19 protein-coding genes are annotated in these 20,448 nt (G+C 71.9%); 13 read left to right on the top strand and 6 right to left on the bottom strand.

What is annotated here, in order from left to right:
* The first annotated feature begins 42 nt into the window (after positions 1–42).
* The 4 genes from PX701_RS18085 (at position 43) to PX701_RS18070 (ending at position 3,390) form a co-directional block, all read left to right on the top strand.
* A complete protein-coding gene (locus PX701_RS18085; RefSeq protein WP_275507077.1) occupies positions 43–1,689 on the top strand; it encodes a radical SAM protein in 1,647 nt (548 codons plus the stop codon).
* Between the two features lie 22 nt (positions 1,690–1,711).
* Complete coding sequence (locus tag PX701_RS18080) at positions 1,712–2,056, top strand: hypothetical protein (RefSeq protein WP_275507076.1); 345 nt, start codon at positions 1,712–1,714, stop codon at positions 2,054–2,056.
* Between the two features lie 4 nt (positions 2,057–2,060).
* On the top strand, positions 2,061–2,867 hold the full coding sequence (locus tag PX701_RS18075) for a prolipoprotein diacylglyceryl transferase (RefSeq protein WP_275507075.1): 807 nt from the start codon (positions 2,061–2,063) through the stop codon (positions 2,865–2,867).
* Between the two features lie 160 nt (positions 2,868–3,027).
* Positions 3,028–3,390, top strand: a complete 363-nt coding sequence (locus PX701_RS18070) for a hypothetical protein (protein WP_275507074.1) — start codon at positions 3,028–3,030, stop codon at positions 3,388–3,390.
* A gap of 35 nt (positions 3,391–3,425) precedes the next feature.
* Here PX701_RS18070 and PX701_RS18065 read toward each other — a convergent pair whose 3' ends face one another.
* Positions 3,426–4,166, bottom strand: a complete 741-nt coding sequence (locus tag PX701_RS18065) for a sirohydrochlorin chelatase (protein WP_275507073.1) — start codon at positions 4,164–4,166, stop codon at positions 3,426–3,428.
* A 96-nt stretch (positions 4,167–4,262) separates the two neighbouring features.
* Between PX701_RS18065 and PX701_RS18060 the strand changes: the two genes are divergently transcribed.
* Positions 4,263–5,498 (top strand): glycosyltransferase, encoded by a 1,236-nt coding sequence (locus PX701_RS18060; RefSeq protein WP_275507072.1) that lies wholly within the window; start codon positions 4,263–4,265, stop codon positions 5,496–5,498.
* Here the strand turns inward: PX701_RS18060 and PX701_RS18055 are convergent.
* Positions 5,495–6,295, bottom strand: coding sequence for a PDC sensor domain-containing protein (locus tag PX701_RS18055; protein ID WP_275507071.1), 801 nt, complete (start codon positions 6,293–6,295; stop codon positions 5,495–5,497). The two genes, PX701_RS18060 and PX701_RS18055, sit on opposite strands and share 4 nt — an antisense overlap.
* Before the next feature lie 86 nt (positions 6,296–6,381).
* Positions 6,382–7,146, bottom strand: coding sequence for a FadR/GntR family transcriptional regulator (locus PX701_RS18050; RefSeq protein ID WP_275507070.1), 765 nt, complete (start codon positions 7,144–7,146; stop codon positions 6,382–6,384).
* A gap of 150 nt (positions 7,147–7,296) precedes the next feature.
* Here PX701_RS18050 and PX701_RS18045 point away from each other — a divergent pair, with 150 nt between their 5' ends.
* The 5 genes from PX701_RS18045 to PX701_RS18025 all read left to right on the top strand — a co-directional run bounded on the left by PX701_RS18045 (position 7,297) and on the right by PX701_RS18025 (position 12,126).
* Positions 7,297–8,391: an ABC transporter ATP-binding protein gene (locus tag PX701_RS18045; protein WP_275507069.1), complete on the top strand. Its 1,095-nt coding sequence runs from the start codon at positions 7,297–7,299 to the stop codon at positions 8,389–8,391.
* 41 nt (positions 8,392–8,432) lie between these two features.
* Positions 8,433–9,614 (top strand): ABC transporter substrate-binding protein, encoded by a 1,182-nt coding sequence (locus PX701_RS18040; RefSeq protein ID WP_275507068.1) that lies wholly within the window; start codon positions 8,433–8,435, stop codon positions 9,612–9,614.
* Positions 9,614–10,516, top strand: a complete 903-nt coding sequence (locus tag PX701_RS18035) for an ABC transporter permease (RefSeq protein WP_275507067.1) — start codon at positions 9,614–9,616, stop codon at positions 10,514–10,516. The genes PX701_RS18040 and PX701_RS18035 overlap by 1 nt, the downstream gene beginning before the upstream one ends.
* A gap of 9 nt (positions 10,517–10,525) precedes the next feature.
* A complete protein-coding gene (locus PX701_RS18030; protein ID WP_231429383.1) occupies positions 10,526–11,326 on the top strand; it encodes an ABC transporter permease in 801 nt (266 codons plus the stop codon).
* A 227-nt stretch (positions 11,327–11,553) separates the two neighbouring features.
* Positions 11,554–12,126 carry a carboxymuconolactone decarboxylase family protein gene (locus tag PX701_RS18025; RefSeq protein WP_275507066.1) on the top strand — a complete coding sequence of 191 codons (573 nt, stop codon included), beginning with the start codon at positions 11,554–11,556 and terminating at the stop codon, positions 12,124–12,126.
* Positions 12,127–12,151: 25 nt separating this feature from the next.
* Here the strand turns inward: PX701_RS18025 and PX701_RS18020 are convergent, their stop codons facing one another.
* Both PX701_RS18020 and PX701_RS18015 read right to left on the bottom strand, forming a co-directional pair.
* Entirely contained in the window at positions 12,152–14,068 is a 1,917-nt protein-coding gene (locus PX701_RS18020; RefSeq protein WP_231429385.1) for a vWA domain-containing protein, read from the bottom strand.
* A gap of 214 nt (positions 14,069–14,282) precedes the next feature.
* The gene (locus PX701_RS18015; RefSeq protein WP_231429389.1) at positions 14,283–14,954 is read right to left on the bottom strand and encodes a hypothetical protein; all 672 of its coding nucleotides are present in this window, start codon (positions 14,952–14,954) and stop codon (positions 14,283–14,285) included.
* A 73-nt stretch (positions 14,955–15,027) separates the two neighbouring features.
* Here PX701_RS18015 and PX701_RS18010 point away from each other — a divergent pair, with 73 nt between their 5' ends.
* The 3 genes from PX701_RS18010 (at position 15,028) to PX701_RS18000 (ending at position 18,867) form a co-directional block, all read left to right on the top strand.
* The gene (locus tag PX701_RS18010; protein ID WP_275507065.1) at positions 15,028–15,657 is read left to right on the top strand and encodes a MarR family winged helix-turn-helix transcriptional regulator; all 630 of its coding nucleotides are present in this window, start codon (positions 15,028–15,030) and stop codon (positions 15,655–15,657) included.
* A gap of 72 nt (positions 15,658–15,729) precedes the next feature.
* Positions 15,730–17,946 carry a LuxR family transcriptional regulator gene (locus PX701_RS18005; RefSeq protein WP_275507064.1) on the top strand — a complete coding sequence of 739 codons (2,217 nt, stop codon included), beginning with the start codon at positions 15,730–15,732 and terminating at the stop codon, positions 17,944–17,946.
* A gap of 321 nt (positions 17,947–18,267) precedes the next feature.
* On the top strand, positions 18,268–18,867 hold the full coding sequence (locus PX701_RS18000; protein ID WP_275507063.1) for an RNA polymerase sigma factor: 600 nt from the start codon (positions 18,268–18,270) through the stop codon (positions 18,865–18,867).
* Between the two features lie 18 nt (positions 18,868–18,885).
* On the opposite strand, the gene PX701_RS17995 is transcribed toward PX701_RS18000, so the two are convergent.
* Positions 18,886–20,331 (bottom strand): MFS transporter, encoded by a 1,446-nt coding sequence (locus PX701_RS17995; protein ID WP_374201075.1) that lies wholly within the window; start codon positions 20,329–20,331, stop codon positions 18,886–18,888.
* Between the last annotated feature and the right edge of the window lie 117 nt (positions 20,332–20,448).

Below are 20,448 nucleotides of genomic sequence, written 5' to 3'. Positions count from 1 at the left end.
CGCGCCCTCCTCAACCGGCCCGCCAGCCGCTATCGTGAGCGCATGCCGACCGCCGCTGGTACCGGGATGCCCCTGCGGGACTACCGCGTGCATCGCTACGTCAACGCGTTCTGCCCGCGGTGCCACGAGGAGGATCCCGAGCGGCCCCTCGCCGAGGTCGCCCGGCTGTCGGGCTGGCTCGCGATCCGCGACGGCCGGGTGTGGCTCGAGCGCGGCTGCCCGACGCACGGGCTCGTGACCACGATGTACGACGAGTCGCCCGAGATCATGCAGTACCTCGAGCAGTGGACCGCCCCGACGAAGGTGCACACGCCCGACCTCGCCGGCAACTTCAAGCCCGTGCCGTCGGCCTACGAAGACGGTCTGCCCGAGATGCAGACGCAGCACACGTGCATCCTGCTCGAGGACCTCACCGACCACTGCAACCTGCGGTGCCCCACGTGCTTCGCCGAGTCGGGCCCCGCGGCGACCGCGGTCGCACCGCTCGCCGAGGTGCTCGCCTCGGTCGACGCGAAGCTCGCTCGCGAGAACGACCGCATCGACGTGCTCATGCTCTCGGGCGGCGAGCCGACGCTCTACCCGTGGCTCGAGCAGCTGCTCGACCACCTCGTGGCGCGCCCGGTCGTGCGCATCCTGCTCAACTCGAACGGGTTGCGCATCGCGCAGGACGACGCCCTCGTCGAGACCCTCAAGAAGCACCGCGAGCGCGTCGAGGTCTACCTGCAGTTCGACGGCGAGAGCGCGCAGGCCTCCGCGTACCACCGCGGCGCCGACATCCGCCGCTTCAAGGACCGCGCGCTCGAGCGCCTGTCGGAGGCGGGCGTCTTCACGACCCTCACGATGACCGCGGCGCTCGGCGTCAACGACGGCGAGATCGGCGCGGTGATCCGCCGCGCGATGACGACGCCGTACGTCGGCGGCGTGACCATCCAGCCGGTCTTCGGCTCGGGCCGGTCGGCCGGTATCGACCCGAACGACCGGCTCACGCACACGGGTGTGCTCGCCCGGCTCGAGGCGCAGACCGACGGCGAGGTCACCTGGCGCGACCTCACCGCGCTGCCGTGCAGCCACCCGCACTGCTGCTCGGTCGGCTACCTGCTGAAAGACGACTCGGGCACGTGGAACTCGCTCACCGCGCTCGTCGGGCACGACCGGCTGAAGGAGTTCCTCGACCTCAACCCCGACCTCATCGCGAACCGCATCGCCGACAGCAACATCAACCAGGCCCTGAAAGACAGCGTCAAGCAGTCGCTGCTCGACCTGCTGAGCGAGCAGTCGTCGCTCTCGCACCCGTCGATCGGCTCGCTGTGGAAGGACATCTGCACGGGCTGCGACCTCGGCATCGGCACGCTCACGCAGCTCGCGAGCTCGGCGCTGCCGGGGCAGCACAAGCGGCTGCGGCGGTTCCTCGGCGAGCGGGTGAAGCGCATCACGGTGAAGCCGTTCATGGACATCAACACGATGATCGAGGAGCGGCTCACCCAGTGCTGCGTGCACGTCGCGACGGTCAACGCCGAGACCTCCGCCCACCAGTGCGCGCCGTTCTGCGCGGTGCAGGCGTGGGCGCCGCTCGGACGGACGAGGATCTCGACCGCCACCGGTTCGGCCGCGGCATCCGGTGCTCGAAGCGGTCCGGCGGGCGCTGCGGCGGCCGGCGGACGACGGCAACTGCCGGTCACGGTCGCGTGAGCTGACGGACGGGGGAGCGGGCATGACGAGCGCGGGCGACGAGTTCGGCACCTGGGATGCCGCGGGACTGAACCGCTTCGACGAGACGGTGGGCGTGCCGCCGGCGCCCGCGCCGTACGACCCGCTGCGGCTCTGCGTCTTCACGACGATCGCGCTCATCACCTGCGTGCTCGGTCCCGTCGCGCTCGCCGGGTTCGCCGGCATCGCGATCGCGGGCTATGCGAAGGCCCGTCGCGCGGGCCTCCTGCGGTCGAAGTGCAAGTTGGGCGACACCCGAAACGTGCTCGCCTACCTCATCGTCATCGAGGTGCTCGCGCTCGTCGCCATCCCGTTCTGGGTCATGCTCTGGGCGCGGGTCTGGAGCTGAGCGCATGTATCCGACGCTGCCCGATCTCCTCGGCTGGGGACCGCCGATCGACACCCACTCGTTCTTCGTGGCCATCGCCATGCTCGCGGCCGGACTCGTCTTCGTCGTCGAGTCGCGGCGGCGCGGCCAGACCGACGCGCGCGTCGCCGCCCTCGTGCTCGGCGCGCTCGCCGGTGCCGCGATCTTCTCGCGGCTCGGCACCTGGGTGCGGCACCTCGACCCGGCGCAGAACCTCGACCTCGTCACGCAGCTGACCCAGGGCAACGCGTCGGTGCTGAGCGCCCTCGTCGGAGCATGGCTCGGCGTGCACGTCGCGAAGCGCCTGGTGAAGTACCCGTTGCGCACGGGCGACCTCTTCGCGCCGGCTGTCGCGCTCGCCATGGCGATCGGCCGGTTCGGATGCCTCTACACCGAGCTGCCCGGAACGCCGACGGGTGCCGGCTGGGGCATCGTGCTCGACGAGGCGGCCGCCGCCCGGGTCGGCGGACCGGCGGGGGTGCCGCTGCACCCGAGCTTCGTGTACGAGATCGTCTTCCAGGCGGTCGCGTTCATCGCGCTGTGGTTCTGGCTGCGGCACCGGCCGATCGCCGCGGGCGAGACGCTCACGATCTACATCGCGGCGTACGCGATCTTCCGCTTCTTCGTCGAGTTCGTGCGCGGCAACGAGGCCGCGTGGATGGGGCTCACCCGTCCGCAACTGTTCCTGCTGGTCACGATTCCGCTCCTGCTGGCCCGCCTCGCCTGGAAGGCGTCGCGCGGCCGGTTCATCGCCGAACACGAGAGGGTGGCCGTCCATGGCACCGGATCCTGAAGAGCCGAAGCCCGAAGAGCCCGCGCCTGAGGAGTCCGCGCCGCGGGAACCGGCGCCCGATGAGGCGGCCTCGCCGGTTCCGCCGCCCGAGGCGCCGCAGCCGCAGCCGCAGCCGCCCGCGGACGCCACGCCTCCTCCGCCCACCGGGGCGACGGCCCCGATGTCCCCGACGCCGTACGGCCCGCCGCCCGGCGGCGCACCGGTACCGCCGCCCTACGACCCGTCGGCCGTCCCGCCGCGGGCCGGCCTCAGCACGGGAGCCGGCATCGGCATCGGGGTCGGCATCGGCTGCGGTGCGCATGTGGTCGCCGGCGTGCTGATGCTCGCGACGCTCTTCATCGGCAGCAACCTGCAGGGCCCGGCCTTCCTCGGCATCACCTGGCCCTTCCTCCTCGTCGCGCTCGCCGCGATCGTGATGCTGTTCTTCAAGAAGACCCGCGGCATCGCGATCGGCATCCTCATCGTCGCGGCCGCGGCGTGGATCGTCGTGCTCGGCCCGTGCCTCGGCATGGTCGGCATCTGATCGGAGGGTCTCGCCGCACGCCGAGGGTCGTCGGGCTACTCGCGCATCGCGCCTGCCGCGGCGTCGTACCGGTCGAGCACGATCTCGACGAGCTCGGGCGGCGTCACCGCATCGGGCACGAGCAGCGGATCGGTGACGACATCGGCGCCGGCGGTCTCGGCGAGGTCCTGGAAGTACCCCGGGGCGAGCAGGTAGCTCGCGACGACGACGCGCGCGCCCGAGGCATCCGCCCTCGCTTGCGCCACCGCTTCGGGCAGCAGCGGCTCGGCCGCCGAGAGGAACCCGAGCCTGATGTCGCGCCGCGTCACCGCGGCGAGGCGCTCGCGCATGTCGTGGCAGTCGCGCACGGCGCGTGCGTCGCTCGAGCCGGCGACCGAGAGTACGACGGTGTCGTCGTTGCGGACGCCGGCCTCGGCGAGCCGGCGCGCGAGCACGGTCGCGAGCCGGTCGTCGGGCCCGAGCGCGCCCGAGAGCACGACCCGGCGGTCGACGGTCGCCTCGACGGCCTCGGTGAGGTCGACGTGCACGTGGTAGCCCGCCGAAAGCAGCAGCGGCACGACGACGGCGGGCTCGCCCCGCGAAAGCGACGTGAGGGTCGCCGGCACGTCGGGCTGCTCGACGTCGACGTGTCCGAGGCGGGCCGACGGCGCGGCATCCGGATGCCTCGTGCCGAGCGCCTCGGCGACCGCGTCGTGCAGCGCGCGCACCGCTCGTCGCCCTTCGGGCGACGAGGTGCCGTGCGAGATGCCGACCAGTGCGGGAGCGGGCGTCGTCATCGTGACATCGTCGCAGAGCGTCGTTGCATCGGTGTTTCGTGTTGCACCGTGCGACCGGCCCCGGCGTCGGCGGCCGCGCCGCGCTAGCGTTCTCGCATGGCGACCGTCCTGTTCTGCCCGGTGACCTTCAACCTCGCGGAGACGACCCGCATGATCCAGGTCGCACGCGCCCTCGACCCGGTGCACCGCGTCGTGTTCCTCGGCTACGAGACCGACTTCGCCGACCTCGTGCGCGACGCGGGCTTCGAGTACCGCGCCGGCGAGCCCGCCTGGGGCCGCGCCGAGCGCGACCAGGCGATCGCGTTCGACCAGGGCCGGTCGTTCCGCAGTCCGTTCACGCGTGAGCTCGTCGACGCGCGGGTCCGGCTCGAGCGCGAGCTCATCCGCGAGGTCGGGGCCGCCGCCGTCGTCACCGGTTCGAACCTCACCTCGTTCATCTCGGCCAGGGCGGAGGGGGTGCCGCTGTTCTATCCCGTGCCGTTCCCGCTCACGCGGCCGCAGGTCGCGCAGACGCGGCGCATGGGGTTCGTCTCCGGTACCGGACGGCTCGCGCGGGCCGCCGACCTGGTCGCGACATCGGTGTTCCGGTGGATCTACAACTCGGCGCCGCTCGCGCCCAAGGCGTTCACGAGCGTGGCGGAGGCCAACGGCGTGCCGCCCCTGCGCACGGTCTCGTCGCTGCTCACCGCCGACCGCAACCTCGTCACCGAGATGTCGTGGGAGATGGAGGGGTTCGACCTCCCCGACGGGTTCGAGCTCGTCGGCCCGATCTACGCCCACCTCGACGCGCCGTTGCCGTCGATCGTCACCGAGCTCGCGACGGCGCCCGAGCCGCTCGTGTATCTCGGCCTCGGCTCGTCGGCCGACCGGAGGCTCGCGCTCGCCGCAGCTGCGGCGCTCGGCACGCTGCCGGTGAATGTCATCGCGCCGATCGGGCACTACCTCGAGCCGGGCGATCGTGACCGCCTGCCGCGGAACGTGCACGTGACCCCGCTGCTGCCGGCGCACCGGCTCGCCGGGCTCGTCGACGCCGCCGTGCTGCACGGCGGGCAGGGCACGGTGCAGACGGCGTGCGCGACGGGCGTGCCGTTCGTCGGCATGGGGCTGCAGCCCGAGCAGACCTGGCACGTGCGCTCGTGCGAGCGCCGGGGCAATGCGATCGCGGTCCCGCCGAAGCACGTCGGCCGCCCCGAGTTCACCGCGGCCGTGCGCCGGGTGCTCGACGACCCCGCGATCCGCACCGCGGCCGACGAGGTGCGGCGCGCCTACGAGGGTGCCGACGGCGCCGCCGAGTCGGCCCGGCTGATCGAGGCGGCGGTGACGGGTCGCTAGCCCTCGAAGACCAGCGCGAGCGAGGTGTCGCCGCACGGCACCACGACCGCGCCGCCGGGCAGCGTCGTCGACGAGGATGCCGCGGCCGAGGCATGCGGCCCGCCCTCGCGTTCGCGCAGCGGGGCGAGCGCGTCGACGAGACCGTCGAGCCGCAGCAGGGCGCCCGTCGCGCGGCGCGCGTCGGTCGAGGTCACGATGCGGCCGGAGGCGTTCACGAGGGTGCAGGGATGCCCCGACTCGCGCAGCACCGGCAGCAGCTCGCGTTCGAGGCTCGCCACGTACAGGTCGGTGCCCACGAGCCCGACCATCGCGCCGTCGACCTCGACGGGCACGGTGATCGTCACGGTGTAGTCGTCGGTGCAGAGGTAGTCGACGTACGGACCCGTCAGGTGCCGCGTGCCCGTGCGGGCCGGGACGCGCCACCACTCGAGGCCGGTGTAGTCGCGGAACTGCTCGGAGTCGGGATCGCTCACCGCGTCGAGGCGCCGCAGGCCGGCGCCGGTGCCGAACGTGTTCGCACCGCTCAGCCACCACTCGAGATGCCACGGGGCGTCGGCGAGGTAGCCGGGCGCGGCGACGAAACCGGCGCCGGTGATGAGGCTGCCGGGCCGCTCGAGCGCATCGCCCACGAGCTCGGCCACGACGGGATCGAACGCGGCGGCGCTCGGTTCGGGGAGCGCGGCGAGGCCCGCCTCGAGTCGCGCGCGCCAGTCGTCGATCATCGCGAACACGGGGTCGATGGTCGAGGCGATGCGCTCCGCGATGCGGAGGGCGGAGACGTCGACGGTGACGGTCATGGCCTCGGTCCTTTCTGTGGGGGTGGGGATGTCGCTCTCGGAGCCGGTCGACGGGAGCCGGCCGGGCCGCGCTCCCCTCGTCGAGCTCAGGGAACGGGGGCGGGGGATGCCTCGAGGCGGGCCTTCTCGTCGATGAGCCATTCGACGGCGGCGGCGATGTGGTCGGTCGTCGCTCGGCGGGCGCCTGCGGCGTCGACGGCGCGGATCGCCTCGATCACCTCGAGGCGAGCCTGCCTGCTGCGGTCACGATACGCCTGTTCGCGCATGCACAGCCAGAGCAACGGGCCCGCCTCGGCCTGCAGCCGCAGCTCCTCGTGCACGAGCCGGGGCGACTGGCTCACCGCGGCGATCTCGAGCTGGAACCGTCCGATCGCACGGCGGGCGCCGCCCGCGCTCGTGAGATCGGCGCGCGCGTCGATGTCGGCGAGGCTCGTGAGGTCGTCGTCGCTCGCCCGGTCGGCGGCCACCTCGGCCGCCATGCCGGCGATCGCCGCGTAGTGCAGTGAGAGGTCGCGCAGCTCGATGCGGCTGAGCGCCCGTACCCGGGCGTCGAGCATGCGGGCGGCGGCGTCGCGGTCGTGCGTGACGAAGCTGCCGCCGTCGCGGCCGCGACGGGTGAGCACGAGGCCCTTGTCGCGGAGCGCGACGAGCGCCTCGCGGGCGGTGACGACGGCGACGCCGAGCCGCTTCGCGAGCTCGGACTCGCTCGGCAGCCGCTCGCCGTCGCGCAGCACTCCCGCCACGATCGCGTCGGTCAGCCGCTGCTCGACGAGCTCGGCGCGGCCGGCACCGTCGAGCGGCGAGAAGACGACCGCGTGCGTGGCGTCGGCGCGGCCGGTGGCCTGGGGCATTCCCACCCTCCCGTGCTCGCCGTCGTGCAGATCTGTGACACGACCGTAACACGAGGGGCTGGACATTTACATCTGGAGTCATATGATTTGAAACCGACGAACATCTGGTTCCAGATGTTTGATCGCAGCGAAGGCATCGAAGGAGATGTGATGACTGAAGCGCAGCCGGCGATCCGGCTCACCGGGCTCACGAAGGAGTTCGGCGCCGTCACCGCGGTCGACCACGTCGACCTCGAGATCGCGGCCGGCGAGTTCTTCTCGATGCTCGGCCCGTCGGGGTCGGGCAAGACCACCGTGCTGCGGCTCATCGCCGGGTTCGAACAGCCCACGGGCGGCTCGATCGAGCTCTTCGGCGAGGAGGTCACGAAGCGTGCCCCGTTCGACCGCGACGTGAACACCGTGTTCCAGGACTACGCGCTGTTCCCGCACATGAGCGTGCTCGACAACGTCGCGTACGGCCTGCGCGTGCGCGGGCTCGGCCGGAAGGAGCGCAACGAGCGCGCCCGCCGTGCCCTCGCGAGCGTGCGGCTCGAGCAGATGGCCGACCGCAAGCCCTCGCAGCTCTCGGGCGGCCAGCGCCAGCGCGTCGCCCTCGCCCGGGCGACCGTCGTCGAGCCGAAGGTGCTGCTGCTCGACGAGCCGCTCGGCGCCCTCGACCTCAAGCTCCGCGAGCAGATGCAGGTCGAGCTCAAGCAGATCCAGCGCGAGCTCGGCATCACGTTCATCTTCGTGACGCACGACCAGGAGGAGGCGCTCACCCTCTCCGACCGGATCGCCGTGTTCAACGCCGGTCGCATCGAGCAGCTCGGCACCCCCACCGAGCTCTACGAGCAGCCCGTCTCGCGCTTCGTCGCCGACTTCGTCGGAACCTCGAACCTCTTCGGCCCCGAGCACTCCCTCGCGCTGCTCGAGCGCGAGGGCCACCACTCGCTGCGGCCCGAGAAGATGACGGTCTCGACCGACGGCCAGTCGGGCGAGGGCGTGCGCAACGCGGCCGGCACGGTCGTCGAGGCGATCTACCTCGGCAGCGGAGTGCGGCTCGTCGTCGACCTCGACGCCGGCCCGCGGGTGAGCGTGCTCGAGCAGAACGTGCGCGGCCGCGTCCACGACGACGAGCACGGCGACCGGGTCGTCGTCTCGTGGCACGACGACGACGTCGTCGCGGTCGACGGCGCCCCCGTCGGCCCGCAGAACCCGACCCCGACCGCCGCGGTCGGCTCGGTGATGCCGGGGATCTCGGGCTGAGTCATCCCCCTCGAAACCACCAAGAGAAACAGGAGAGCACCATGATGCGGATGCGGAACGCGCGACGAGGCGCCACCGTCGGACTCGCGCTGGCCTCGGTCGCGCTGCTGACCGCCTGCGGTACGTCCGGAGGCGGCGGAGGCGGCGGCGACAACGAGGCCGCGACCGAACTCGGCGAGACCGAGGGCCAGATCTCGATCCTCGCCTGGCCCGGCTACGTCGAGGACGGGTCGAACGACCCGGCGGTCGACTGGGTCACCCCCTTCGAGGAGGAGACCGGCTGCATGGTCACCACCAAGACCTTCGGCACGAGCGACGAGGCGCTCAACCTCATGAAGACGGGCGACTACGACGTCGTCTCGGCCTCGGGCGACGCCTCGCTGCGACTCGTCGCGGGCGGTGACGTCGCGCCGGTCAACACCGACCTGCTCGAGAACTACGACGGGATCTACGACTTCCTGAAGGACCAGGCGTGGAACACCGTCGACGGCGTCAACTACGGCGTGCCCCACGGGTACGGGGCGAACCTGCTCATGTACAACACCGACGTCATCACCGAGGAGCCCACCTCCTGGGACGTCGTGTTCGACAAGTCGGGCGACTACGCCGGCAAGGTGACCGCCTACGACTCGCCGATCTACATCGCGGACGCGGCGCTGTACCTCATGGCGCACCAGCCCGACCTCGGCATCGAGAACCCGTACGCCCTCGACGAGGAGCAGCTCGCGGCCGCCGTCGACCTGCTCAAGCAGCAGCGCGAGAACGTCGGCGAGTACTGGAGCGACTACCTCAAGGAGATCCAGGCCTTCCAGACCGGCGACTCGGTCGTCGGCACGAGCTGGCAGGTCATCCAGAACGTGCTCGAGTCGGAGGGCGCGACGACCGCGGTCACGCTGCCCGAGGAAGGTGCGACCGGCTGGTCGGACACGTGGATGATCTCGTCGGAGGCGAAGAACCCGAACTGCGCGTACGCGTGGCTCGACTACATCTCGAGCCCCGAGGCGAATGCCGCCGCCACGTCGTACTTCGGCGAGGCGCCGTCGAGCGACGCCGCCTGCGAGTTCCGCGAGGACTGCGAGGCGTACCACGCCGGTGACGCCGACTACGCGTCGCAGATCTGGTACTGGACCACCCCGATCGAGGACTGCGTCGACGGTCGCACCGACGTGACGTGCACCGACTACGCCGCCTGGACCTCGGCCTGGCAGGAGATCAAGGGCTGATGACGGCCACCCGTGCGGTGCCCGTCCCGCGTCGCAGTGCGGCGCGGGCGGGCTCCGCCTTCCTCAGCGCGCACCCCCGGGCGCGGCTCGCGCTGCTGCTCAGCGCACCGCTGTTCTGGCTCGGCGTCGTCTACATCGTCGCGCTCGTGCTGCTGCTCGTCACGGCGTTCTGGTCGGTCGACAGCTTCACGGGCGAGATCACCACCGAGTTCACGCTCGACAACATCGTCGAGGTCGTGACCGGCTCGCTGTATCAGACCGTGACGCTGCGCACGATCGGCGTCGCGCTCGCGGTGACGGTGATCGACGTCGCCCTCGCACTGCCGATCGCGTTCTTCATGGCGAAGGTCGCGACCCCGCGCATGCAGCGGGTGCTGCTCATCATGGTGCTCACCCCGCTCTGGGCGTCGTACCTCGTGAAGGCGTACGCCTGGCGGTCGGTGCTCTCGCAGGACGGCATCCTCGAGTGGCTCGTCTCGCCGTTCGGCGGTCACACGCCGGGCTACGGCCTGCCCGCGACGATCATCACGCTGAGCTACCTGTGGCTGCCGTACGTGATCCTGCCCATCTACGCGGGGCTCGAGCGCGTGCCAGACTCGCTGCTCGAAGCCTCGGGCGACCTCGGAGGCAGGACCTGGCCGACGCTGCGGCTCGTCGTGCTGCCGCTCGCGCTGCCGGCCATCATCGCCGGCACGATCTTCAGCTTCTCGCTGTCGCTCGGCGACTACATCACGGTCAACATCGTCGGCGGCACCAGCCAGATGCTCGGAAACCTCGTGTACACGAACGTCGGCGCCGCCAACAACCTGCCGCTCGCCGCCGCGATCGCGCTCATCCCGATCGTGATCATCTTCGGCTACCTCTTCCTCGTGCGCCGCACCGGCGCGCTCGACAACCTCTAGGGGCTCAGGATGCGTCTGTCTCGCCTGTCTCGGACGGTGCTCGGCGTCGTCACCGCGCTGATCCTCGTGGTCGTCTACGTGCCGCTCTTCGTCGTGCTCGTGAACTCGTTCTCGACCTCGACGTCGCTGAACTGGCCGCCTCCCGGCTTCACGCTCGAGTGGTGGGGCAAGGCGTTCCAGAGCGAGGGCGCGCTCGAGGCGGTCGGCACGAGCGTCGGCATCGCGCTCGTCGCGACGGCGGTCTCGCTGGTGCTCGGCACCCTGATCTCGCTCGCGCTGCAGCGCTTCGAGTTCTTCGGGCGCGAGGCGATCAGCCTGCTCGTGATCCTGCCGATCGCGCTGCCCGGCATCATCACCGGTATCGCGCTGAACAACTTCTTCCGCACGATCATGGGCGTTCCGCTCTCGATCTGGACGGTCGTGATCGCCCATGCCACGTTCTGCATCGTGACGGTGTTCAACAACGTGATCGCGCGGCTGCGCCGGCTCGGCACGAGCTTCGAGGAGGCCTCGGCAGACCTCGGCGCCGGCATCTGGACGACGTTCCGGCTCGTGACCTTCCCGCAGCTGCGCTCGGCGCTGCTCGCCGGCGGCCTGCTCGCCTTCGCGCTGAGCTTCGACGAGATCATCGTGACGACGTTCACGGCGGGGTCCGGCGTGACGACGCTGCCGATCTTCATCCTCAACAACATGTTCCGGCCGGCCCAGGCGCCGATCGTCTCGGTCATCGCCGTGGTGCTCGTCGTCGTGTCGATCATCCCGATCTACATCGCCCAGCGTCTCTCCGGCGCGGAGGAACGCCGGCGCTGAGGCATCCCCGTTCGTCTTCGCCGGTTCAGGAGATGGGACGCTGCTCAGGACCCACCAGGGGGAACGCGTCCTGAGCAGCGCTCCATCTCCTGAACGGGGGTGGATGCCTCGGCCGGGCGCGCAATGCGCTCCACCGGCTCCGCCGCGGTGATGGCGGCGGCGCCGCGGGCATGCCAGCATGAGCCAGCCGGAGCGACCGGCGACTCGTGACCCGAGAGGGGCGATCGATGACGATCATCCGCACCGTGCCCGAAGCCGACGCGACCGGCGCCGTCGCCGCGATCTACGCCGACGACGTCGACGAGCTCGGCTACGTCGCGCCGCACACCGCGGCGATGGCGATGAACCCCGAGGCGCTGCACGCCTTCGAGCAGTTGATCCGCTCGGTCGTGCCGACGCTCGGCCTTCGACGGTACGAGCTCGTCACGCTCGCGGCGGCGCGCGGCACCGGGTCGGCACACTGCCGGCTCGCGCACGGCGCGAAGGTGCTCTCGAAGGGACTCTTCGACGAGGCGCAGCTCGAGCGGATCGCCCGCGACTATCGCGACGCGGGGCTCGCCGACGACGAGGTCGCGATGATGGCGTACGCCGAGCAGGTCGGCCGCGACGCGTCGGCGATGACCGAGGCCGATGCGCTCGCGCTGCGCGAGGCCGGCTTCGGCGATCGCGAGATCGTCGACATCACGATCGCCGCGTCGGCGCGGGTGTACTTCGGAAGCGCGCTGCAGGCGCTCGCCGTAGACGTCGACGCGCCGCCGATGCTCGGCCCGGCCGTGCGGGCCGCGCTCGATCCGCGCTGAGGAGGGGCGACGCCCCGCCCGACGGTCAGAAGCTCGTGACCAGCTCGCCGAGCACGTCGGCGACCTTCGTCGGGTCGGTGGCGTCGTAGAACTGCGCGCCCGTGGCGGTCGAGATCTCGCGCAGGCTCGCCGTGTCGGCGTTCGCGCCGTAGGCGAGGGTGAAGACCAGCACGGGCGTGTCGTCGTGCATGCGCTCGAGGTCGGCGAGCATCTGCTTCTTCGTCGTCGTGCCGGGACCGAGCGTCTCGTTCTTGCCGTCGCTGAGCAGCACGATCGCGTTGATGCGCTCGGGGTCCCACGCCTCGGCGCGTTCCTTCGCGAAGCTGTCGACCGCGGCGTAGAGCGGCGTGAACTCGATGGGCTTGAGCCCGCCGAGCGCCTCGAGGAACTTCGTCCGCTCGGTGCGAGCGTCGGCGACGGGGCTCACGAGGCCGGGCGTGATCGGGCCGTCGTCGACGGCGCTGAACGCGGCGAGGCCGATGTTGTCGCCCTTGGTGAAGTGGCCGAGTGCCTTCTCGATGGCGGCCTTCGCGGCGGCGAGCTTGGTGTCGCCGGTCGCGATCTTCTCCTCCATCGAGCCCGACACGTCGACCAGGAACAGGACCTCGGCGCGCTTGCGCACGTCGGGGAAGGTGCTGTCGATCGCGGCGAGCATCTCCCGGCCGGGGAACGCGAGCGCGCCCGACGGCCGCTCGGGGAGAAGCCCGACCTCGCTGACGACGGGGTCGAGCTCCCCGTTGAGGTCGTGGTAGCCCGAGGCGCGCACGATCTGCTGCCCCTGCTTCGTGCCCGCGAACCGGAGCAGGTCGGCGGCCGCCTCCTTCTCGGATGCGTCGACCCAGGGCCCGGCCAGCACGGTGAACGGGTTGTCGGCGACGTAGTAGCCGTCGCTCGGGTAGATCGGCACCAGCCGCTCGCCGGGCGGCGTCGACTCGGTGCGACTCACGCCGTCGGGGCTCGTGATGCCGCGGTTGTAGTCCCAGACGGTCTTCTCATCGACGATGACACCCGAGAGGAAGTCGGCGATCGAGCCCTCCTTCTCGGAGAGCCGCGCCTGCGCGAGGAAGCGCTCGGGCGTGGCCATGTAGTGGCTCGTCGCGAGTTCGTCCTGCCGGACGGCGTCCATGACCTCGGGGTCGCGGATCTGGCTCGTCGTGAGCTCGGCGACCGAGCCCGCCTCGCTGCCGAACTCCGCGAGCATCGCCGCCTGGCCCGAGCTCGCCATCAGCGGGCTCGTCTTGCCGAGCTTGAAGGTGCCCCACTCGGGGTGGCTGAGCCAGCTCCACGTGGCGTCGTCACGGGCGGCGTTGAAGACGTCGTTCCACGTCGGGCGCGTCTCGCTCCAGCCGATCGCATCGGCGAGCGGCTGCGGCATCGCGAGCACGATCGCGGAGGAGCCGATGCTCGTGCCCTCGGTCGGCACGTTCGCCGCGCCGCCCGAGTCCTGGGCGACGGCGAGCCAGGAGCTCGCGTCGGGCACCCAGACGGTCGGCTTGTCGTCGGCGGCGGTGCCGGGGAAGCCGCCGGCCGCAGCGGTCGCCGCGGTGCTCGAGGTCTGCTTCGTCACGGTCGCGTCGACGCAGCGCCCGTCGACGCTGCGCGGCTGCGCGTTGTAGCCGTCGACGAGGCGGGCGACGAGCTCGGCGTTCTCGTTCGACGAGAGCACCGTGAGCGCGATGCACGGCTTCTTGCCGTCGACGGCGGAGGGCTGGTCGGCCGGGAAGACGCCGGGCTCGGCGGTCGTCGACGCGAACGGCGTCGGACCGGACGGGTCGGCGCCCTGGGCCGTGAGCACGACGGCGGTCGCGACACCGCCGCCGAGGAGGACCAGCACGAGGCTCGCGCCGGCGATCACCCACATGCGGCGCTGCCGCTGCCGCTGCAGGCGATGGCGATGCCGCACCTCGGAGCGGTCGCGGCGAGTCGGGTCGTCGCTGCTCATCGGCGGCGACCTCGCGCGCTTCGTCGCGGTGCGAGCGTGCTTCGGCTGGTTCGCGCGGCACGGTGGAGGGCCGGCTCCGGCGCGCAGGTGACGGCTTCGTCGGGCATCGTTGCGTCCTGGGGGTGGGTAGGGGGTCAGGCGATCCTATCCTGCGGCGGCCGCGCGGCCAACGGCGCGCCCCCGACCCCCACGGCTCGGACGCCGTACCGCTCGTTCACCGGCCGGGGTGCTGGTGGACGCGCGTGCGATCCCGATGCCCGTGGTGTTCGTTCCCGTGGTGAGCATGGTGGTGGCCGTGCTCGTGTCCGTGGTGCGCGCGCCCCTCGTGCCCGTGCGCGTGCCCTTCGTGCCCGTGCCCGTGGTGCGCGTGCCCGTGGTGCCTCCGGTCACGGTCATCGTGCGCGGCGCGCCCGTGCGAGTGGCCGCGGCGGGCGTCGCCGTGATGACGACGGCGAGGCATCCGCTCGCCCTCCTGCCAGCCGAGCTCGCGGGCGACCGCCTCGAGCGTCGCGAGGGTGGTGCGGTAGTCGTCGGGCGCGACGGCGCCGGCGACGCGCGAGCGCAGTTCGGCGACGCGCTCGCGGAGCGCGGCGTACGAGACCTCGCCCTCCTCGGTGAGTCGCGGCGCGCCCGGCTCGTCGGTGACCCAGCCGCGGGCGACGAGCGGTGCGAGCCGTTCGGGGTGGGCGGTGATCTTGCGACGCAGCCGTGCATCGTCGACGGTGCCGGCGATGAGGTTGAGCCGTCGCCAGTCGCGGCGCGTGATGCCCTCGTCGGCGAAGAGGTCTCGCATCGCGTCGTCGAGCTTGCGGTCGACGACGCGCAGCCAGTACCCGATCGGCCGCTCGGCGGGGATGGGGGTCTCGGTGTTCTCCGGGATGTTCAAGGGTGGTTCCTTCCATGACGCAGGTGCGTCGTCGATTGCATGTCGCATGACATGTATATGTACAATGACATACATGAATGATGCGCGTCAAGTCCCGCCCGGCGACCGTCCGGGTGCGGGAGACGGCGGGCCCGAGGCATCCGACCCCGTGGCGGCCGTCGAGGCCGCGCTCGTGGCGATGCGCCGCGACCAGGGTCGAGGCCGGCTCCAGCGCCGCGACGAGCACGGCGGCCCGCATCACGGTCACGGCCTGCAGGCCGACCGGCACGGGCATCACGGCCACCACCACGGGGATGCCCCGGCGGAGGCACCGCGCCGAGGGCGAGGCGGCCCGGGGCTCGCGCAGGCCGCGAGGTTCCGGCTGCTCGATGCGCTCGAGGCGGCGCCGCAGCCGCCGTCGGTCGGCCAGCTCGCCGACGCGATCGGGGTCGACCAGCCGCGCGCCAGCCGGCTCGTGCAGGCCGCGGTCGAGGCGGGTCACGCCCGTCGCGAGGTCGATCCGTCGGACGCGCGGCGCAGCGCGATCGTGCTCACCGCGGCAGGCCGTCGCGTGCTCGCGGGAGCACGCGACACGCGCCGCGGCGCGGTCGAGACCGCGCTCGCGGGCTTCACGCCCGCCGAGGCCGCCGAATTCGCCCGCCTGCTGTCGCGCTTCGTGGCAGCCTGGCCCCGCGACACGCCCGATGGCGGTCGCACGACCTGAATCCGCACGGCCAGGCGACCCCGGCCAATAGCATTCGAGCTAGGCGGAGCAGAACGCCGTTCGGGGGAGCCGTTGGAGCAGACAGACGTTCTGGAGTACCTGTACGACACGAAGGTGACGCCACCGCCGATGCGACGGGGCCAGGCGAGTCGGCGGGAGCTCATCCGCGCCGCGCGCGAGAGCGGCCGCACGCACGTGGCGGTGACCGCCCCGGCCGGGTACGGGAAGTCGACGCTCGTCGCCGAATGGGCCGATTCGGAGGAACGGCGCGTCGCGTGGGTCTCGCTCGACAGCCTCGACGACGACCCGGCAGCGCTCCTCGCGCTCATCGCGGCGGCGTTCGAGCGGATCTCGCCGTCGAGCTCGGAGGCGATCGGGCGGATGCGCTGGCAGGAGGGCTCGGCGCTCAGCCGTTCGGCACCGCTCCTCGCCTCCGTGCTCGCCCGCGCGGACGCCCCGTTCCTGCTCGTCATCGACGACCTGCACGTGCTGTCCTCCCCTGCCTGTCACGACGTGCTCGATGTGGTGCTCGACGGCGTCCCAGCCGGTTCCCAGTGCGTCGTCACGAGCCGGCACGAACAGCCGTACGCCGCCCGGCGGCGCGTCGACGGGCGGCTCCACGAGATCACGACCGCGCAGCTCGGCCTCGACGTCGCCGCTGCTGCGGTGATCTTCCGGCGCGAGCAGGTCGACGCGAGCGACGAGGAGCTCGCCGAGCTCGTCGCGCGAACGGAGGGCTGGGCGAGCGGGCTCGTCCTCGCCGCGCTCGTCGCCCGCTACGAGGGCGACGTGCTCGCGATCACCGGCGAGGACCGGTTCGTGCACGACTACCTCTACCGGGAGCTGCTCGAGAAGGTCCCGGTCGAGGTGCAGGACTTCCTCGTCCGGACCTCGGTGCTGACCAGGATGTCGGGCCCTCTCTGCGACGCGCTGCTCGGGCGGTCGGACTCGCAGGCCATGCTCCGCACGCTGGAGGAGCGCAGCGCGTTCCTGATCCCGCTGGACCGTCGTCGCACCGGCTGGTTCCGCTACCACGAGCTCTTCCGGGAGTTCCTGCTCGCCGAACTCCGGCGGCGGGACCCTGCGCTCGTGGCCCCGCTCCACCTCCGCGCCGCGGATTGGTTCGGCGCGAGCGGTGACCCGGCGCGCGCGATCGAGCACGCGCTCGCCGCCGGCGATCGTGGCCGCTCGGCGCGGCTCCTGACGCAGGCGGCACTTCCCGGGTACCAGAGCGGGCGGTTCTCGACGGTCAGCCGTTGGATGGACCTCGTGGGCGACGAGGTGATCGAGTCCATCCCGCCGCTCGCCGTCCTCGCCGCCTGGACGGCGGTGCTCAACGGGGACGTGGCCGGGGCCGAGCGGTGGGCCGACCTCCTCGGGCGGCTCGACCCGGGCGAGGATCCCGACGGCGTCGACCTGCCGTTCGTCGGCGGCCGTGCGCTGCTCGCGGTGGCGATGCTCCGCGACGGTCCCGACACGGGGATGTCGGACGCGATGACCGCCCTCCAGACCGTGCCGGTGTGGAGTTCCTGGCGCGATCTCGCGTTGTGCCTGTTCGGCGAGATGTGCCTGCTCGAGGGGCGCAACGAGGAAGCTGATCGAGCATTCGCGGAGGCTTCGGAGATCGCGACCCGGCGTCGGAACTTCGTGCGCCTCGCCCTCGTCGAGTCGGAGCGCGCCGGCATCGCGATCGAGGACGGGCGCTGGGACGATGCCGCCTCGCGCGTCGTCGTCGCGTTGCGAGCCGTCGAGGAGGGACACATCGAGGACTACGCGATCGCCTCCCTCGCGTGGGCCGTCGGAGCTCGAGTCGCCCTCCACCAGGCCGACGAGGCGAAGGCGCGGGAACGCCTGGCGCAGGCGATGCGGACGCGAGCGCTCAGCACCTACGTGCTCCCGTTCATCGCCGTCCGCGTGCGCCTGCACATCGCGAAGGCGCTGCTCGCGTCGGGCGATCGCGACGGGTCGGCGCAGTCGGTGGAGGAGATCTCCGGCATCGAGGTCCACCGGCCGCGCCTCGGGCGGCTGGGCGATCAGGTGCGCTCGCTTCGAGAGCGGCTCGACATGGCCTCAGTGGCGGGCAGCCGGCTGACGCCCCTCACACCCGCGGAGCTCAGGCTGCTCCCGTACCTGCAGACGCACCTGACGCTCGCCGAGATCGGCCAGCGGCTGTACCTGTCGCGGAACACCGTGAGCTCCGAGACGGCCTCGATCTACCGCAAGCTGCAGGTCACGACGCGGGGCGCCGCCGTCGACCGGGCGATGGCGCTCGGCCTGCTGGGGGCCTGAGCGGGTGACTCGGGGCATGAGCTGAAGAAACGGGGGCCGCCGCGAACCCGAATCGCAGCGACCCCCTCACGGTCAGGGATCTGACCGTCGGCCGGGCTACCCGACCCAGACCTGGAACCCGATGCCCGACGCATCCGGTTCTATCGGTTAAGGAGTCGCGGTCGCGGCGATCCTTACGCAGGACCCGCGGAATCCGGCTTCGCACGATATGTGGGATGGCGCGCCGCAGCCCGCTCGGTAGCTTGCTCGGTACCTCGGGGCGGGAGGTTGCTTCGAGGGCACTGTCGAGCCTTACCCGAGACGGATGCCGAGGTAACCCGAATGTCGCCGCAACTCCCACCCGCCTGCGCCGCCGGCGCCGCACCGACCGAACCGACCGACCGCGAACTGCTGCAGCGGACCCGGGGCGGTGACGACGAGGCCTTCGCGGCGCTGTGGCGCCGCCACCACGGGCCGCTCTGCCGATGGGCCCGCACGATGACGACCCGGTTCGAGGCCGATGAGCTGGTGTCCGAGGCGTTCGTCCGGCTGTTGCAGGCGATCAGGAACGGGCGGGGGCCGGAGACGGCCGCGCGCGCCTATCTCCGAGCCGTCATGCGGAACCTCTCGATGGAGTGGGCCCGTCGCGCCGTGCCCGTCGTCACGATCGACGGCTACGACGACCTCCTCGTCGCCGAGGACCTCTTCGCCGGCGTCGACGACGCGGCCGACCGCTCGTCGGCCGTGCGGGTCTTCCAGTCGCTTCCCGACACCTGGCAGCGCGTGCTGTGGCTCGGAGACGTCGAGGGTCTCCCGCCGCGGGAGATCGCGACGGCGCTCGGCATGAACTCGAACGCCGTCTCCGCGCTCCGCTTCAGGGCGGTGCACGGGTTCCGCCGGGCGTACGCGGCGACGGCCGAGCCGGCCGGTCGGGTCGCGTAGCTGCGGGCGTCGACCCGCTCAGCGCTGCGTCGGCACCTTCACCCAGAGCATGAGCACGAAGCCGGCGACGACCACGAGGATGATGCCGAGCACGCCCCAGTACGTCGCGCCGAACAGCAGGATGAACGCCGACCAGAGCATCGGCGAGAGGAAGCTCGCCGCGCGCCCCGTCGTGGCGTAGAGACCGAAGATCTCGCTCTCGCGGCCGGCGGGGGTGACCCGCGCGAGGAACGACCGCGACGCCGCCTGGGCGGGCCCCACGAAGAGGGTGAGTGCGAGGCCGAAGATCCAGAAGACGAGCTTGCCCGCGTCGTGCAGGAAGAAGACCATCGACCCGGCGACGATGATCCCGCCGAGCGCGGTGAGGATGACCGCGCGGGGACCGAACCGGTCGTCGAATCGGCCCGCGACGATGGTCGAGACGCCCGCGAGCAGGTTCGCGGCGATGCCGAAGATCATGACGTCGTTCGACGAGAAGTGGAACGCCACTGCGGCGATGACGGCTCCGAACGCGAACACCCCGGCCAGGCCGTCGCGGAACACCGCGCTCGCGAGCAGGAACCAGAACGTCGGTCGTGAGTCGCGCCACAGCGCTGCGATGTCCTTCGCGAGTACCACGTAGCTGCGCCAGAACGACACCCGTTCGGCCCGCGGGGCGGGCGGCGCCTCCGGCACGTAGACGAGCACGGGCCACGCGAAGAGCAGCGTCCACACGGCGCAGCCGAGCGCGATCACGCGGAACGCGAGGCCGTTGTCGGTCGGCATGCCCCACCAGTCGAAGCTCGTCGCGACGACCACGAGTACGAGCGCGACGATGCCGCCGATGTAGCCGAGACCCCAGCCGAGCCCGGAGACCTTGCCGACCGTCTTCGGCGTCGAGACCTGCACGAGCATCGCGTTGTAGTTGACGCCCGCGATCTCGCTGAACACCGTTCCCGCGGCGATGAGCGAGACGCCGAGCAGGAAATAGGCGGGGGAGCCCTGCACGAAGAACAGCCCGACCATGCAGGCCACCAGCAGCGCGGTCGCGCCGCCGAGCCAGAGCTTTCGACGGCCCGCGACATCGGCGCGCTGGCCGAGCACCGGCGCGAGCACCGCGATGAGGACGCCGGCGACCGTGATCGCCCAGCCGAGGCCCGAGGCGAGGTCGGCGAGCCCGCGCTCGTACGCCGGGTCGCCTTCGCCGAGTTCCGCGACCGCGGGATCGAGGAAGACGTCGCTCGTGAGGTAGAGCGCGGTGAACACGAACGTGAGGATGACCGAGTTGAAGGGCTGCGTCGCCCAGTCCCACAGCGCCCACGAGAACACCTGGCCGCGCGGGATGCGCCGCCCCTCCTGCATCTGCAGGCCCATCACGCGGATCGCCCCGCTCTGCGCGGTCGCCGGCGGGGCGGCCGGCGCACCGTACGACGGGGACGGCGCGGCGTCGGGCGACGCGGGGGCGTCGTGGTTCGGGTCGGTCATGTGGGCAGTCTCCCGGCGTCCGGTGAACGGGTGGTGACGGCGCGCGCCGGCCGGGGCCGATCCGCGTCGATCGAGTGCACTGTATCGCGAGGCGGCGCCGATGCACGCTGCGGGCGC

This window comes from Agromyces chromiiresistens (assembly GCF_029167465.1).
In the GTDB taxonomy this organism is placed as follows: domain Bacteria; phylum Actinomycetota; class Actinomycetes; order Actinomycetales; family Microbacteriaceae; genus Agromyces; species Agromyces chromiiresistens.
The sequence above is the reverse complement of the archived record's forward strand: the minus strand, read 5'-3'. Positions and strand labels throughout refer to the sequence as shown.